Source organism: uncultured Zhongshania sp., assembly GCF_963975605.1.
Lineage (GTDB): Bacteria > Pseudomonadota > Gammaproteobacteria > Pseudomonadales > Spongiibacteraceae > Spongiibacter > Spongiibacter aquimaris.
In genome coordinates this window covers 88,721-105,254 of record NZ_CAXBHN010000007.1, presented here as the reverse complement: position 1 = coordinate 105,254, position 16,534 = coordinate 88,721, and the positions used below count along the sequence as shown (strand labels likewise).

Annotated in this window: 16 protein-coding genes; 6 read left to right on the top strand and 10 right to left on the bottom strand. The window is 49.4% G+C overall.

Going from position 1 to position 16,534, the window contains the following annotated elements:
- The first annotated feature begins 94 nt into the window (after positions 1-94).
- From AAC007_RS08570 to ppa, 3 genes are all read left to right on the top strand, one after another.
- On the top strand, positions 95-1,315 hold the full coding sequence (locus AAC007_RS08570) for an FAD-dependent oxidoreductase (RefSeq protein ID WP_339675988.1): 1,221 nt from the start codon (positions 95-97) through the stop codon (positions 1,313-1,315).
- A gap of 23 nt (positions 1,316-1,338) precedes the next feature.
- Positions 1,339-1,659, top strand: a complete 321-nt coding sequence (locus AAC007_RS08565; protein ID WP_295872860.1) for a 2Fe-2S iron-sulfur cluster-binding protein — start codon at positions 1,339-1,341, stop codon at positions 1,657-1,659.
- A gap of 160 nt (positions 1,660-1,819) precedes the next feature.
- Entirely contained in the window at positions 1,820-2,347 is a 528-nt protein-coding gene (ppa, locus tag AAC007_RS08560) for an inorganic diphosphatase (protein ID WP_295872862.1), read from the top strand.
- Positions 2,348-2,694: 347 nt separating this feature from the next.
- Here ppa and AAC007_RS08555 read toward each other — a convergent pair whose 3' ends face one another.
- The 4 genes from AAC007_RS08555 to AAC007_RS08540 form a co-directional block, all read right to left on the bottom strand.
- Positions 2,695-4,155: a capsule assembly Wzi family protein gene (locus tag AAC007_RS08555; RefSeq protein ID WP_339675985.1), complete on the bottom strand. Its 1,461-nt coding sequence runs from the start codon at positions 4,153-4,155 to the stop codon at positions 2,695-2,697.
- A 499-nt stretch (positions 4,156-4,654) separates the two neighbouring features.
- The gene (locus AAC007_RS08550) at positions 4,655-5,131 is read right to left on the bottom strand and encodes a hypothetical protein (RefSeq protein ID WP_219044121.1); all 477 of its coding nucleotides are present in this window, start codon (positions 5,129-5,131) and stop codon (positions 4,655-4,657) included.
- An 87-nt stretch (positions 5,132-5,218) separates the two neighbouring features.
- Entirely contained in the window at positions 5,219-6,010 is a 792-nt protein-coding gene (gene cysE / locus AAC007_RS08545; RefSeq protein WP_296436241.1) for a serine O-acetyltransferase, read from the bottom strand.
- Complete coding sequence (locus AAC007_RS08540; RefSeq protein WP_339675982.1) at positions 6,007-6,756, bottom strand: M15 family metallopeptidase; 750 nt, start codon at positions 6,754-6,756, stop codon at positions 6,007-6,009. The genes cysE and AAC007_RS08540 overlap by 4 nt, the downstream gene beginning before the upstream one ends.
- Positions 6,757-6,852: 96 nt before the next feature.
- Between AAC007_RS08540 and AAC007_RS08535 the strand changes: the two genes are divergently transcribed.
- On the top strand, positions 6,853-7,881 hold the full coding sequence (locus tag AAC007_RS08535) for a patatin-like phospholipase family protein (RefSeq protein WP_295872871.1): 1,029 nt from the start codon (positions 6,853-6,855) through the stop codon (positions 7,879-7,881).
- A gap of 67 nt (positions 7,882-7,948) precedes the next feature.
- Positions 7,949-8,275 carry a Rieske (2Fe-2S) protein gene (locus AAC007_RS08530; RefSeq protein ID WP_339675978.1) on the top strand — a complete coding sequence of 109 codons (327 nt, stop codon included), beginning with the start codon at positions 7,949-7,951 and terminating at the stop codon, positions 8,273-8,275.
- 34 nt (positions 8,276-8,309) lie between these two features.
- Here AAC007_RS08530 and sfsA read toward each other — a convergent pair whose 3' ends face one another.
- Positions 8,310-9,020, bottom strand: coding sequence for a DNA/RNA nuclease SfsA (gene sfsA / locus AAC007_RS08525; RefSeq protein WP_339675977.1), 711 nt, complete (start codon positions 9,018-9,020; stop codon positions 8,310-8,312).
- Positions 9,021-9,292: 272 nt separating this feature from the next.
- Here sfsA and AAC007_RS08520 point away from each other — a divergent pair, with 272 nt between their 5' ends.
- Positions 9,293-11,980 carry a hypothetical protein gene (locus AAC007_RS08520; protein WP_339675976.1) on the top strand — a complete coding sequence of 896 codons (2,688 nt, stop codon included), beginning with the start codon at positions 9,293-9,295 and terminating at the stop codon, positions 11,978-11,980.
- A gap of 12 nt (positions 11,981-11,992) precedes the next feature.
- Here the strand turns inward: AAC007_RS08520 and AAC007_RS08515 are convergent, their stop codons facing one another.
- The 5 genes from AAC007_RS08515 to AAC007_RS08495 form a co-directional block, all read right to left on the bottom strand.
- On the bottom strand, positions 11,993-13,066 hold the full coding sequence (locus AAC007_RS08515; protein WP_339675975.1) for a methyltransferase: 1,074 nt from the start codon (positions 13,064-13,066) through the stop codon (positions 11,993-11,995).
- A 51-nt stretch (positions 13,067-13,117) separates the two neighbouring features.
- The gene (locus AAC007_RS08510; RefSeq protein WP_339675972.1) at positions 13,118-13,834 is read right to left on the bottom strand and encodes a pseudouridine synthase; all 717 of its coding nucleotides are present in this window, start codon (positions 13,832-13,834) and stop codon (positions 13,118-13,120) included.
- A gap of 115 nt (positions 13,835-13,949) precedes the next feature.
- Complete coding sequence (locus AAC007_RS08505; protein WP_339675969.1) at positions 13,950-14,429, bottom strand: hypothetical protein; 480 nt, start codon at positions 14,427-14,429, stop codon at positions 13,950-13,952.
- A 139-nt stretch (positions 14,430-14,568) separates the two neighbouring features.
- A complete protein-coding gene (locus AAC007_RS08500) occupies positions 14,569-14,778 on the bottom strand; it encodes a hypothetical protein (protein WP_339675967.1) in 210 nt (69 codons plus the stop codon).
- Positions 14,779-14,877: 99 nt separating this feature from the next.
- Positions 14,878-16,464, bottom strand: a complete 1,587-nt coding sequence (locus AAC007_RS08495) for a peptide chain release factor 3 (RefSeq protein WP_219044130.1) — start codon at positions 16,462-16,464, stop codon at positions 14,878-14,880.
- Between the last annotated feature and the right edge of the window lie 70 nt (positions 16,465-16,534).

Sequence of the window (16,534 nt, the reverse complement as noted above, 5' to 3'; positions counted from 1 at the left end):
TAAAAGCTATGTACCTATAAAATATAATCCATGAATCTTACGGCAGCCCGCAAGACAACATGAAACTGAACACGAGCCTCCTGGAAAATTAGTTATGAGTGAACACTGTATTATTATTGGGGCCAGTCACGCGGCTGCCCAATTAGTATCCAGCCTCCGCCAAGAGGGCTGGGAAGGCAAAATCTCCTTAATTGGCGACGAACCAAATCTACCCTACCACCGCCCGCCCTTATCAAAAGCCTTTTTTGTCGGCGAAAAAACCGAAGATGAGCTGCTAATTCGCGCCGCTGATTTTTACGACAAAAATAATGTCGATTTGCTGCTGGGTTCGCGAGTAACAAAAATTGATCGCGACGCCAAGAAAATCACCCTGGAAGACGGCGCCGAAATCTCCTATACCAAGCTTGCCCTCACGACTGGCGCCCGGGTTCGCAAAATCCCCTTCACTGGCTGCGAACTTGCCGGTGTTTTCTATATGCGCGATCTTAATGACGTTAAACAGACCCATAAATTTACCGGTCCCGGCAAATCTGCAGTCATTATTGGCGGCGGCTATATAGGGCTCGAAACGGCAGCGTCGCTGCGTAAGATTGGCATGAACGTTATCGTAATAGAAGCGATGGAACGTGTTTTACAGCGTGTTACCGCCCCCGAAGTTTCTGCATTTTACACCCGCGTACACACTGAAGAGGGTGTCGATATTCGCACTCAAGCGGGCGTTGACGCCATCGTTGGCGAAAAACATGTAACAGGCGTCCGCCTTGCCGACGGCACTACAGTGCCTGCCGATCTAGTCATTATTGGCGTTGGTGTAATCCCCAATGTTGAACTAGCTGAAGAAGCGGGACTTACCATCGACAATGGCATTGCGGTAAACGAGTTTGCCACTACCAATGACCCAGACATCGTTGCCGCAGGTGACTGCACCAACCACTACAACCCCATTTACGACCGCAAACTACGCCTGGAATCGGTACAAAATGCAACCGATCAAGCTAAAATTGCGGCCAAAAGTATATGTGGTAAACCTGAGGCATATAACGCCCTACCTTGGTTTTGGTCAGATCAATACGACCTTAAACTACAAATTGCCGGACTGTCACAGGGCTTTGACCAGGTGATCATCCGCGGCAATAGCGAGCAAGACCGCAGCTTCGCCGCATTTTATTTCAGTGAAGGTCGCTTTATTGCCGTCGACGCGATTAACCGACCAAAAGAATTCATGATGAGCAAGCGCGCCTTAACATCAGGTCAAACCGCTGATCCGCTGAAGCTCGCCGACGAGACTATCGAAATCAAAGACGTCTTTAACTAATTTCAAGTACGAGAATATAGACAATGCCTTTAATTATTTACAAATCTCACGATGGCAACACGCAGGAAGTTCACGCGGAAGTTGGCACCAGTATTATGCAGGCCGCGGTTGATAACGGCATCGACGGTATCTTGGGTGAATGTGGCGGCTGCTGCAGTTGTGCGACATGTCACTGCTACGTCGACCCCGCTTGGGTTGCTAAAGCGGGCGAGCCTGACAGCACAGAAAAAGACATGCTCGACTGCGTATTAGACCCTCAGGACACTAGCCGCTTAAGCTGCCAAATTGTGATTACAGATGAAATGGACGGTATCGTCATCGCCATGCCTGAGTCGCAGTACTGATTAGCGATTGTGGATAGGGCCTTCTAGCCCTATCCGCCCCAAACTCCCGCCCGCCTCACCCGAAAGCAAACGCCACAGCACTTTGGCAATCCGTCCCCACACAGTTTATAATCTGCGCAGATTTATCAACCCCAAACGCAATCTGAAATGGAAGCCCACAATGAGCTACAACCAAATTCCAGCTGGCAAAGACCTGCCAAATGACATCTACGTCGCTATCGAAATACCTGCAAATAGCAGCCCGATCAAATACGAAATTGAAAAAGAATTTGATGCGCTGATGGTCGATCGTTTTATGGCAACGCCCATGTTTTACCCAGCAAACTACGGCTACATTCCAAACACACTGTCTGAAGACGGTGATGCATTAGACGTATTGGTTGTTACTCCATACCCTGTCGTTCCGGGCTCTGTTATCCGTGCTCGTCCCATTGGCATTCTGAACATGAGCGACGAAGCGGGTAAAGACGCTAAATTGTTAGCCGTTCCCCACGACAAACTATCTGTTCTTTACCAAAACGTGAAAGAGCCATCTGACCTGCCTGAATTGCTAATCAAGCAAATTGAACATTTCTTTGAAAACTACAAAGATCTGGAAAAAGGCAAGTGGGTTAAAGTTGATGGTTGGGCTGGCAGCGAAGAAGCCAAAGCAGAAATCATGAAAGCGGCAGCGGCTTACAAAGGCTAAGCGCCAAGGGCGAAGCTGCACTATCGCAGTTTCGCCTCCCCGCTCAATCCCCTCATAGCACATCTCTTACTTTTCTGGTTCAAACACGACTGCAGCAAAATCTCGAATACACCAATCGCGAAGTATCTGTGATCAGCAGAGCAATACAGATATCGTTAGACAGCATTTTTTCTGTACGAATAACAAGGGATTATTCAGAAGGGACAAACAAGAGCGAGCTGTGTGCGTTACAAACGTTCACAGCTGCGGGAAGATAGCGATAGTGCCTGTACTCTCACAAGAAAAGACACCAATCACGGGCAAAAATACCTTGCAGTTTTTATCCGAAATACGTGGCGGCGACCACCCTACCATCGCCACGCCGTTTCGATAAACAAAGTCTCGGTACCATCGTCTAGACCGCGCACGTCTATGCCGTCGTCAATCCAGCGATAACCTATCGTGGTGTTATTTTGTAACCAGGCAAAACGATAACTGAGCTCTAAAATATCGCCACTGCCGCTAAAGCCAGTTGGTCTCGCACCATCTGTATTAAGGTCCACTGCAGACCATTTGAAGGCTAGCTGGCTTTGTGACGGCAACACCAAACTCAGGCCCACGGTGTCAATGGTACTGTCGCTATCGACACTCGACCCCATTACACGGCCTTTATGACGATAGCCAGTTTTGTATGTCCCATGCTCATAGGCGTAATTAAACCGCTTTTCGCTTAATGTGCCGGCCCGAGTATCACTACGCTCAACAAACCAGTGAATTCTTTTATTGTCGCTAAGCGATACCACACCATCTAAACCCGCGGTGTAAATATATCGCGAGGGAACATAGCCACTTTCATCCTCACCGATAAATTGTGCATAAGCACCCTGGCTACCCCAGGGCACAGCGAAAAGGATTTTCATATCGACGCCACCCAACTGATTGCCGGGTTCGTTTTCTTGCGTTATGCCACTGTCGCCGCGATTGTCTTTACCCAAAATCAAATCTGAGAAGGTACTAAAGTCCTCAGGCCTGCCATCACCGCCCCATTGGGCTGTGCGGCTGGCCGCTAATTCCAGCCAATGCCACGGCTTGACCGCAAAGCGAAGCCCTAAAAGTTTGGCATCTGGAATAGAACGCTCTGATTCTAGCTGCCCCATAAACGCTTGTAATTGCCATGGGCCGAGCCACGACAATAAGGGAGTTTCGAAAGGGATTGCCTTGTTGCGCTGCAGGGACAGACCGGGAACAGGCCGAGCATTATTCGACAAGATAGTGCTAGATTGCCAACCGGGCCCCCACCAACGATCTACCGCGCCAATTGTGACTCCCCAGTTGCCAAAGGCCCCGGCCAAATAACTCTGATCTAACTTGCGGTGCTCTCTCGGCCGGTCAGGGATATCATAGGAAATATTTAACTCCCCAGCCCAGCGTTGACCAACAAAGCTCGCCGATACACCAGCAAATTGCGGCGCATCGTTGCGACTACCAAACCCACCAAAAACAGTCGTATCTTGATCTGCCCAGCCAGCATTTACCTCAACACGAGTTGGTGCACTATCTTCCTCGAATTGAGCTAACAAACTATCGACAGCGTGTTTTTGTGGCGTGGTAAGTTTGCGGTACTGCGACTGGCGAAGATCAGGCAAGATGCCGCCCCACATTAGCGGCCATTGGCTTATTGGCGCGCGAATGATTCCAGCACTAGCAAGAAACTCGATATGCTGCCGAGCTGCAATATCGGTAGCTTTTATCCACGGCGCTGCGTAGTTCAATGACGGTGCTAATAGAAAAAATACGGCTAGGCAGTGACGAAAACGCGATTTGAACATAAATCTTCCGTGAGAGTGGTTATTTGAGCATCATTCGGAGAGTTCCGATGTCGCCATTTAAGCACATAGGTGCGGCTTCACAATGATACGATCCCTAGCCAATGGATGCTAGCTTAAGTGCTTGATGAGTAATAAATATCACCACCTAAGCAAACTCAACAAGCTAAACACCAAGCCGTGAATACATCTCACCAAGTGCGGATTAGGCTCAAGCATGCACCGTCATCGCGGCGACCATCAAGGCAAATACGAGCCTTGGAAAAATTGATCGGAATTGCGGCACATTCAGCCGAGGAATAGGAAATTTGAAATAGCTACTACTTCCAGCGACGCAGGCCCCATCAATAAATAACTACCCGCAGATAGCTACAAATTGATTAACTGGAATTGGAGTACACACTATTGAAGCTAAGTCACAGCAGTTAGGCAGTGGCAGCTCGGGCTAGCAGCCAAAATAGATATGACTGCTAACGCTATCCAACAACGTTAAGCTTCTTTATTAAGAAACTTTCGGCATCGCCTTCAACAAACGTTGATATAACTTGGTGTTCTTGCGGATCGATTTATGTTTCGCATACGCATCAACCGCGCGGTGCCAAGCATCATCACTGCCGTGGGCATTTAGTGAGAAACTCGTACAGACGGTTTTATTTTCCACTTTAGACGCCACGCCAACCTGAAAAATCGGTGTTAAATTGCCACTTTTCTCAGTCTTAAGTAAATAGCTAATGCCACGGACGGTACCGTCACTCTTGAAGCAACGATCCTCTTTGGTCTCGTTCAAATAGCGTTGCTGCTCAGCTTCCAACACCGCATCGCGGGCTAGCGCCTGCTTCTCGGTCTCAAGCTTTTGCTTACCTTCGAGGCGAGCGCCTCCAGTTTTCAGCGAGAAATACTCCTGATACAACTTACCCGCCACGGTTCGACGCACTCTGTAGCCATAGAATGCTTTGTTATCCAGTAGTTTAACGCTCACATTAACCTCGCTCTTCTATATTTCGCCACTATAACCCGAAATATACCATATGTAATTTAATAAATCTGACGTAACTATCTAGCCGCGCTAAATATCTTCGCTGATGTATTGATCCATATTTAAGGCAGGAAGTTCCGCAGATAACGCACCAACTTGCTTCGCAGGTACGCCGGCTACGGTAGAGTGCGCAGCAACATCACTCAAGACCACGCTTCCGGCGGCAATTTTCGCACCTTCACCAACCAATATGGGACCTAATAACTTTGCTCCCGCACTTACCAATACACCATCGGAAATTCGCGGATGACGAGGCCCTGGCCCACTGCCGCAGCCACCCAAGGTCACCGAATGCAGCATCGACACATTATTACCAACCACCGAGGTTTCGCCAATCACCAAACCCGTTGCATGATCAATCATGATGCCGTGACCAATAACCGCAGCGGGATGTATATCCACGTCGAATACGCTGGCAATACGGTTTTGTAAAAATAAGGCTAATGACACACGCCCCTGCTGCCAAAGCCAATGCGCAATCCGATAAGCTTGAATTGCCTGAAAGCCTTTAAAATACAAAAACGGCATTCCGTAATGATCACACGCGGGATCACGCTCAAAATGCGCGCAAATATCCAATGCAGCTGCTTCTACAATACCTTTATCATTTTCAAACGCCTCATTAAACACGTCTCGAATCAACATTGCCGGTACTGAATCACAATCTAGCTTAGCTGCGATATGAAAACTCAAGGCATTGGCGAAATTAGCGTGATTTAGGATGCTCGCATGATAAAAGCTCGCCAAAACCGGCTCATTTTTACCATACTCCCGGGCCTCAGCGATCATCGCAGACCAAAGTTCCGTGACAGTCAAACTCATAAGACTTCCTCACCCAGCAGGGCTTGCGCAAATACCGGTGGGTAGCAACTCGCTGGCACCGCGACATAACGCCGATATATAGTCGGTAGCTCTCTTAAAATAGCGTCTTTCAAACATAAATCTTCCCGCTTCGCTAAGGCCTCTTGAATTACCTCGCTCCGCAAAGCCCAATCACAGTCCGCCGCCAATGGCGCGTAACTTAAATGCCAGCGCTCTGGGGCAATACCACCACGGTCCTCATTATAGGGTCTAAAAAAATCACGGCCGCGACCAGCGGCAAATTCACCATCAAGCCACATATGGAAGGGCCCAAATACGCCATTATCGGCTACTTCGGCAGGTGTTAATTGTACGCGATAATCCGCGGGCACTGCCGCTGCGTCGTATACATCAATATCGCTTCCCCAATGATGCCGTGACGCGCCAGGTAAAGCTGACCACCGCAAAATTGCCGCGATCAACTCGGACTCCGACAAAGATGCCCAATCCAAAACTTGCCCAGCGTCGTTGAGCAGCGCTCGCTGGCCCGCCGCTTTGGCATTCCAAATCGCCAGTTGACGGTCGAAACTACGAAATCCACTTAACACCCGCAGATCAAAACCTGCCTTGGCGGCGTCAGCTTTAAGGGCGCCGAGCGGCGCAACGATATCTTGATGAACAGGAATTCCGTCCACCAAGGTCATCGCTGACTCATCACAGCCAAGCAATAAAGCTTCTCCAATATTTTGGCGGTTCTGATTTGACATAATTTAGGTACAAATTGTCCGTGCAGTTGAGTAAACACTAAGCGTGGCATCATACTACCGGTAATTGATCTTTGTTGAAATTCCGGAGTAAGTGTCGTGGAAGATGTTTCATTAGGTAATAAGAAAGTTGCCCTAGCACTGGGTAGCGGTTCGGCTCGGGGCATGGCCCATATTGGCGTTATTCAACGCCTAGGTGAGCTCGGAATACAGCCCGACATTATCTGTGGTACATCGATTGGTTCCGTCATCGCGGCTTGCTACCTTACCGGTAAATTAGACCACTTTACGGATTGGATCCAATCCCTAAGCACCACACAAGTGCTCCATTATATGAGCGTGAGCCTGACGGCAACCGGCGGCGTAGCCCACGCAACCCGCCTAATAGAATTTTTTATGAACGAGTACGGCAACCCCGACATTGAAGATTTAAACATCCCCTTCGCCGCGGTCGCAACCGACCTAATGCGCGGCCGCGAAGTATGGCTACAACGGGGGCCTCTTTGGGATGCGGTGCGCGCATCCATGGCGATACCAGGAATCCTAACGCCGGTGAAGTTTGGCAATTCGTGGCTAGTTGACGGCGGCTTAGTAAACCCCGTACCGGTGTCTGTTTGCCGCGCCCTCGGGGCCGACATCATCATTGGCGTAGACCTCAACAGCGACCTAGTAGGCCGTCAAAAAATACTTACCGATGCAAAGGCACCCGCCAACGAAGAAACAATAGAAGAGGAAGAGTCAGAAGACGAGGAATTACTTCCCGAAGACTCAGCGGAGGATGATCCATTCCTAGGTGCCGCATTCAGCCGATTTGCAAGCTCCGTAAGAGAAGCCGCCAGCAACTTCCGCAGCAACGACACTCCCAAAAGAGCCGAGCCACCCGGCACGATGAGCGTGATGATGAGTGCAATCAATATTATGCAGGATAGAATCACCCGCAGCCGACTAGCGGGTGAACCCGCCGACATCATGCTCTGGCCGAGACTGGGGCATATTGGTCTACTGGAGTTTAGCAGCGCGGCTGAGGCCATCGTAGAAGGTCGCGATGCCGTTGATCGCATGCTACCCGCCATCCGCCACGCATTCAAAAGTGAAGGCGACGACCGCATGCTAGAAACTGGATTGTAAGCAGGGTTCCGTCAACCCGTCGAAGCCCCGTACCCAACAATGTCACCCAATAATTGTTTAATACCCTATGCTCAAACTTTGCCGACTAGACGAGATTGCTGACCCCGGTTCCAAGGGGTTTAAATTTTCGGACAAATCACTTTTTGCGGTTCGCCAACGCGGAGAGGTCTTTGTCTATCAAAACCGCTGCCCTCATATTGGGATCGAACTAAATTGGCAAGAGGATCAATTTCTAGATTTCGACGATTCACTAATTCAATGCTCCACCCACGGCGCACTGTTTATTATTGAATCTGGGGAGTGCATCGCGGGACCATGTCACGGCAAGAAACTGGAAGCCGTCGCCAGTCGTGTTGAAGACGGCTATGTCGTTCTGAGCGACGACTTTACTTAGACGAAAAACTGGCGATACCAGGATACTGGTATCGCTATAAAATTACCGGAAGCGCTTCGGCCAAGTAGATCTCGTCCTCGTTTATTTGCGCTTTGTACGCTAGCACCTCAAGACCTTGCTGCACCGCATCACTGAGAACTCGAGCGTAATGCGGGTCGATTTCCTCCGCGGGTCTAACACTATGAATATCTTCATGTAAGACAGCAAAGAGCAATACCACCCTCGCGCCCGCTTGCCGCAGACCAAGCAATTCCTCAATATGGCGCACGGCTCGCGCACTGACTGCGTCGGGAAACGCCCCTATGCCACCCCCACAATGAAGAGTCACCGACTTCACCTCAACGTAGCAGTCAGACAGTTCGACCTCATCAGACGACAAAAAGAAATCAATACGACTTCCGGATGCCAAGGTCTTTTCACGCTGAATATGAGAATAGCTGGACAAGGGTTCGATAGCCCCCCGCTGCAGAGCCTCCGCAAGCAAGCCATTCGCTCTAGCCGAATGAATACAAATCATGCCGCCGAATTCGCTTTCGACAAGCTCCCATGTATAGGCGTATTTCCGCTTGGGATTGTGACTATCGAGCAGAAAAACTCGACTACCGGCTAATGCGCATCCCGTCATAGCACCAGTATTTGGGCAATGTACTGTAACGTGCTCGCCGCTATCTAGAACTACATCAGCCAAAAAACGTTTATATCGCTTAAGCAAGCGACCGCGCACCAGCTTTTCAGACCACTTCAACGAAACCTCCACTGGATTGCGATTCTATTAATAATAAAGGCGCCGCGACGTTCGTCATGCAAATACGCCACGCCAAGGTGACTTAACACCACTAAGACACAGGCGGCAAAGTTGTGCAGGTACCATCCAAAGCGCAGCGATGTTAATGTAAGACCCACTACCATTCGCGCTACTACATCGGAAATCAGATAATTTCCGCCGAAAATTCTGCACCAGCCGCAAACCTGCTTTTCAGCGTCGCGGCAGATTGACACCGTAACAGAGTATTTATTGTGATTAAGAAATTTTTACTTGGCCTAGGCCTACTGCTCGTCCTTATCCTACTCACGGTGAGTATAGCCTTAATTCAACCGCAGCTATTACGAGGCCTAATTGGCACTAGCGCGCAACGCTTCGCTGGGCTTGAGGTTGAAATTTCAGACATCCAATCTCATATTAAGCCCCTTCGTTTTGAAATCAGCGGTTTGCGCATCAGCAATCCAGAATGGCCGCGCTCGGAATTACTTTCCTTAGGTGACATCACTATTGCACTCACCGAGAGTCCATTCAGTCATAAGGCATTTTGGGAACTGAGCGCCCAAAAATTACACGTCAATGTAGAACAAAATGATGCCGGTGAAATTAATTGGATAAGCAGTAAATTAAAAGCCGAACCCGAGGTTCCGACTCCGGAAGAAATCGATACAGGTCCACTGCTGCCCGGTGATTTCAATTTCAATCGCATCGCAATCAGCGAGGTTTCCCTGACCTGGCGAAATCGTCGCGGCGATGAAAATACAATTTACTTGCCTGAGGTACGTGGTGAACGCATCGAGGCAGGCAACGGTGACTTCTATATTGGTCTTGATTATCTCGATCAACATGTAGAGCTAAACAGCGCTATTACACTATTCGATCCTCAAAAAGGCATACTCGGCTACGATTTATCAGTTCATCACCAAGACATCGATATCAAGAGTAAAGGCAAATTGTTTCTCAACCCTACATTAAACGGCAGCACGCTGTCGCTTGATCTTGATTTGCGCAGCGCCAGCGCCCTATCAAAACTAGCAAATACCGACATCCCTAAATTACCAAAGACCAAACTTTCGACAAATATCGCGGTGACACCAAACTACGAATTTAGCGATATTCTTCTCCAGCTCAACGACAATAAAATCAAAGGCAAGGTCACCATCAATTCCGAAACCACTGCAATTAATGCGAGTATCCAATCGGCGGCGTTAGATATAGATAGTTTACTCCCCCCCTCTGCCGACACGACCGAGAGTAAAAATACCGCCACGGGCAATACGGCACCGAGCATTTCAGCAGAAGATAACGAAGCGGCGATAGATTGGGCCTGGATCGAGGACTTAGATGTCGCTCTTAAACTCAATATCGAAAAACTCAGCGCAATGGGTTGGCAAGTAAATAAACTGAAATCTGATGTGCAAATTAAATCATCGATAAAGGCCACCATCAGTGCAGCGCAGATATCCGAGCTTGCGACCCAGCGCGATATAAATGACTTTTCTGCCGATATCAGCCTAGAGCCTTTATCTAAAAACACTAGCGGAGCCGACGTTAAGCTGTCCTTAAAAGCCAAGCAGCAAGGTATCGAGGCGGACGCCACCGGCAAGCTTAATTTAAATGGTGTAGCGGGAACTGAGTTACAAGTAAATGCCGAAGCCAATAACAGCAAGGACGTTTGGACACTAGCCCAACTTCCCTGGCAAGACGCCGGTAAACTGGTGGTAAAAGCCAATATTAACGCCGGCGAAGACAGCTATGCTGTTAAAGGAACAAGTCAACTAGGTGAACAAAGCACTGAGCTCGATCTTAGTTTTACACCGGCAGCGACAGCAGAAGACATACCCTCACTAAACGGCACCCTGTCATTGCATAAAATCGATCTTGCCTTTCTAAGCCCACCCGCAAGCGAAATTAGTGCTGATGCCGTGCCACAAAAGAAATCATCGAGTAAAAAACTTATCAATGACGACACAATTCCCCTCGATGCTCTGAAATCTATTAATGCCAAACTGCAAATTAAACTCGAAAACATCGACACCGGTTACAATTTTATCAACAAGGCAACGCTTAAACCCACGCTGCAGGGTGGCCTACTAAAATTAAAAAACACTACCGTCAATTTTGAAGGCGGTGAGGCGAAAGTCGCACTCACTCTTGATGCCAGTAAAACCATCCCCGAGCTGGATATGCAGCTCAGTGTCGATGCCGAAGACTACGGCAAACTGGGACTGGATAAAGCGGCAGGTATCAACCAAGGCAACGGTCGCATTCGTTTAGACGCCGACAGCAAAGGCAGCACGCCTCATCAATTAGCCGCCAATATGAACGCAAAATTAGATATAAAAATCACTGATCTAGTCGCCCAAGGCAATGCTCTGAACCTCATCGGCTCTGATGTGCTAAGTGAGACAATCGACAAGCTGAATCCCTTTTCCGAAAAGAAAACCAGCACGGAAATAGAATGCATTGCCGTTCACTTTAAAGGTAGCAATGGCAAATTTATCAGTGACGACGGTATTGCCTTAGAAACCAAACAAACGAAAATAATCGGCACCGGCAACATTGATATCGGCAATGAAGAGTTTTTACTCGGGGTTTCGCCCATTGCTCGCACCGGGGTTGGCATTAATGTCGGCGCCGCCGCCAGCTTAGTGCGCCTAGGTGGCACCTTTAGCAAACCGAAAATTGTTGCCGACCCAACGGGAATGTTTACCTCTGGCTTATCTACCGGCGCAGCGATCTACACTGGGGGCTTGTCTATGTTGGCGCAGGGTTTGATAAAACGCGCCATCTACTCGGGCAGCGCCTGCGACGGTAATATCGATGAAATTCCGACTGTAGAAGAGTTACCTGAAGAAATACTAAATCCGGTAGCGCCACCCGTGGACAGTCAACCCCAAGGCGCACAGCAGAGTGAGGCACAAACTCAAGCTGCGACAAATTAAATTTCCACCAGCCTATTTTTGCAAGGCCACCAGTTTAAAACCATCCTGTTCTATAAGTACGGTGGCCTCTCGAAATAAGCCGAGGGCTTTACGCTCAAGGGGGATAAACTGGTTTACCACAAACATTGCTCTCCCCCGACTTGCGAGCAAGCGATGAGCCGCAGCCAAAAAGCGATCTGTTAACGACCCCGCGACCGCAAAGCCCTGGTGAAAAGGCGGATTACATAGCACCATGTCAACAGGGCCGTTAATGCCCATCGCACAATCGGCCAGCACCAGCTCGTGTTTTAGCTGATGCACTTCGCAATTTTTCCGCGCAGCCAATATGGCGCTGGCGTTATTATCCGTTAACAGCCACTCGACATCCGTCAGCAACTCAGCCGCCCGCACTGAGATATAGCCATAACCACAGCCAATATCGGCAACTCGCTTGGGTGGCGTGCTAAACAAGCTCAAAAATGCGGGCAGATGCTCTATAAGCAATGCACTACCGCGATCCTGCTTCTGCCAACCAAATACCCCCGGCTTACTAAATAATTGGGGCGCAGACGCAATTTCTCGAATTACCGGGTACTGGCTATCATCCAACGACTCAGTAGGCTCCTGTAATTTCACGACAGTCGCTAGATAGGCTCCTCCGTCCCACTTTTTAATATGTGCCTGTGTGCCTACTACGCTCGCTGCCTTTTTTGCATAGCTATGTAAGCCATCATTTTTATGCCCACTCAGCACTAACTTACCGTCAATGGGCAATCGACTAAGAGCTTGGTTAATTAGGTAGTGTACGAGCGCCTTTTCCTTCGACACGCGATAGCACACTGTTTGCACTTGGTCGAAATCCGCAGCGATATCAAAATCGCCCAAGTCTGTTTGATAGTTCCCAGCGCGCAACTGATCAGCAATATCGCAGCGATTAGTAAAGCACTGCCAGTTTGGCAGTGCAGCCGGCACGGGCATATCGGCAATATGCTCATCTGCAAACCACCACACGGGTGTCTCAAAGGCGGGAAACTGCTTATATAGCGCAGCCAATGCGGTATCGGTTTGTACCTCATGCCCGGAGGCAGTATGACGCAATTTAGCCATATTCCATTTATTCCTTATGCCCAGTGGTTACGGGCAAGCACCGCGAGACTATTATTCAAATACACTGGCGACCTCATCTGTTGATAAAGCTCGATATTCACCCTCTGCCAAATCTGTATCTAAGTGGATATATCCGATGGCCTCGCGATGTAAACGGATGACAGCATTACCCTCGGCACCAAACATACGTTTCACTTGATGATAGCGCCCCTCACAGATTTTCAATCTCGCACTACGATCTTCAATTATCGTGAGCTCGGCGGGTAAAGTCCGCGCTTTGTCGTCTTTCAGAAACACGCCGCGGGCAAAATGTTCAATGCACCGTTCAGGAATCACTTCCGCCGTTTCGACGTAATAGGTTTTCCAACACCTGCGCTGGGGAGAGGTAATCGCATGTGACCAGCCCCCGTCGTCGGTCAACAACACAAGCCCAGTGGTGTCGATGTCCAGCCGCCCCGCCACATGCAATCGCTCAGGATTATCTTCATCTAACAAATCAAGTACCGTGGAGTGCCGCCGGTCACGAGCAGCACAAACGACACCTTGGGGCTTATTCAACATTAAGTAGCGTGGACCGGGTGGACGCAGCGCATTACCCACCAATGTCACGTCTGCGTCAGCCGCTATAAGCTGCGCTGGATCACAGACCGCACGACCATCCACGCATATATCGCCTGACTTAATCAGTTTTTTGGCGTCGTTGCGGGAATAATCGGTCACGCTGGCTAAATATCGATCCAATCGTATTGGCTTACTGGAGGTAGTCACAAATCCGAGCACTCTTACATAATGCCGGTATTGTCGGGGAACAACTCAATCGCTTCAAGCAGACAATAAAAAAGGGCCATAAAGGCCCTTTGTCATACCAAGCTCGGTATTCGATTTACTGAGCGTCAGCACCCGCTTCAACATTTGCGTTAACCTTGATGTTGGTCAGGCTACGCAGTGCGGCCTTTTTCTCATCTATCTTAGCTTTTGCTTCTGCCTTGGCAGCTGCGCGCTCTTCAGCACGAGCCTCTGCATCGGCTTTAGCCTGAGCATCACGCTCTGCTTTAGCGGCTTCGCGCTCCGCCTTTTCGGCTTCTGCTTTCGCTTTCATCTCGTCGCGCTTAGCTTTAGCTTCCGCTTTCTTCTGCTCAGCTTCTGCCTTCATTGCAGCGCTCTTGGCTTCTGCATTGGCTTTGGCTTCCGCTGCTTTCTCGTCGATATTGGTATCGACACTCACATTAGCTTCGGCTTTTGCTTCTGACTTAGAGTCGCCGCCGCCCAAACCGATACGGCTTAAAAAACTGCCTTCAGCAGCCATAACACTGCCGCTTAGACCCACTAATGTCGCTGCAATTACGATATCTTTCATTTTCATACTAGTTTCTTCCCCGTTTGATTTGTCGTGCTTGTTATGTGCTATCCATTGTAGGGAAGCATTCTTCTGTGACAAGCATTCAATGACGTAATTTTCACCGCAACTTTTTTAAAATATAACAGTCGCGTTCAGCTCGGAGTCAGCTTTTATCCTTAGGGTCTGTTGACGTTTCATCACCACCACTGCTGGAGGTCATTTTTCCGTCTGGCAAGGCAGAAGGAGCGCAGTTTGGTGGTTCCAAATAAGCGACTGATAACGCCGCTAGACGGAAAAATGGCCCCAGCGGAACGCCGCCCGGCCCTTTGGGTTGCGCCTGAAAGCGCGACACTTGTCGTTGCTCCTCGTTCATTTGGAACCACCAAACCACACTCGTCGCGTCCCGGCGGGGTTCCGCTAAATTGGCGCGCTTTCAGGCGCAACAGAGGCGGTGATGAAACGTCAACAGACCCTAGTGTTCTCTTGTCGCCCTAAAGCGCACCTCGGGATGACGCTCTTCGGTTAATGCCAAATTTACCCTAGTAGGCGCCAGATAGGTTAAATGTCCACCACCATCCAAGGCCAAATTCTCAGCGCACTTGCGCTTGAATTCTTCAAACTTCTTAGGGTCATCACAATCTACCCAGCGCGCGGTATACACATTAATCGGTTCATACAGGGCCTCGACCTTGTACTCGTCCTTTAATCGATAGGCAACCACATCAAACTGCAGGGTTCCCACCGCACCCACGATAAGGTCGCTATTGCGCTGCGGCATAAATACCTGTGTCGACCCCTCTTCAGACAACTGCTGCAAGCCCTTCTGCAATTGCTTAGATTTTAATGGGTCGCGCAAACGAATCCGACGAAACAGCTCCGGCGCAAAATGCGGAATACCAGTGAACTTAAGATCTTCGCCCTCGGTAAAGGTATCCCCAATCTGGATGGTACCGTGGTTATGTAATCCAATAATGTCGCCAGATACCGCCTCGTCTAATAGCTCGCGATCACCGGCAAGAAAACTCACCGCATCGGCAATTTTAATATCCTTACCAATGCGCACATGACGCATTTTCATGCCCTTGCGATAGGTGCCTGAACACACCCGCATAAACGCAATACGGTCGCGGTGCTTGGGGTCCATATTGGCTTGAATCTTAAAGATGAAGCCCGCAAACGCGTCTTCCCTGGCATCCACTTCGCGTTGATCGGTCGCTCTATTTAACGGCGCCGGCGCCCACTCAACAAAGCCATCCAACATTTCCCGAACACCGAAATTAGAGAGTGCCGTGCCAAAATAGACAGGAGTCATCTTGCCGTTCAGATAGTCCTCAAGATTAAATTCATGGCTGGCGCCACGCACCAACTCTATCTCTTCTAAATAGCTATCGTACTCATCATCCAGCAAGGCTTTTGCTTCGTCGCTCTCTAAACCTTGAATCTGAATATCTTCGGCAACCACCGAGCCTTTGCCCCATTGGAATACATGAATCACATCGGTGTACAAATTATAGACACCCTTAAAATCACGCCCCATCCCAATTGGCCAATTGATTGGCGCACCGGCAATACCCAACACGCTCTCTACTTCATCGAGCAATTCGATGGGGTCACGGATATCCCGATCCATTTTATTCACAAAGGTTAAAATCGGCGTATCGCGCAAACGGCACACATTCATTAACTTAATTGTGCGATCTTCGACACCCTTGGCACCGTCGATAATCATTAAAGCCGAATCCACCGCCGTCAACGTTCGGTAGGTATCTTCCGAGAAATCTTCGTGACCCGGCGTATCCAGCAGATTAACTATCCGGTCTTTGTAGGGAAACTGCATCACCGACGACGTGACAGAGATACCGCGCTCTTTCTCCAAGCTCATCCAGTCAGACGTCGCCGCGCGGTCATTTTTCTTACCTTTCACCGTTCCCGCCACCTGAATCAACTGCCCCAGCAGAATCAACTTCTCAGTAATCGTGGTTTTACCCGCATCGGGGTGGGAGATAATCGCAAAGGTTCTGCGCTTGGCGATTTCCTGCTTTAAAGGCGAAATAGACATTGGTGTGGGTCTTCTGGCTCAAGTAATGGACGCGACACTAACCATGCCACGGCGGAGGCGGGATTCTACG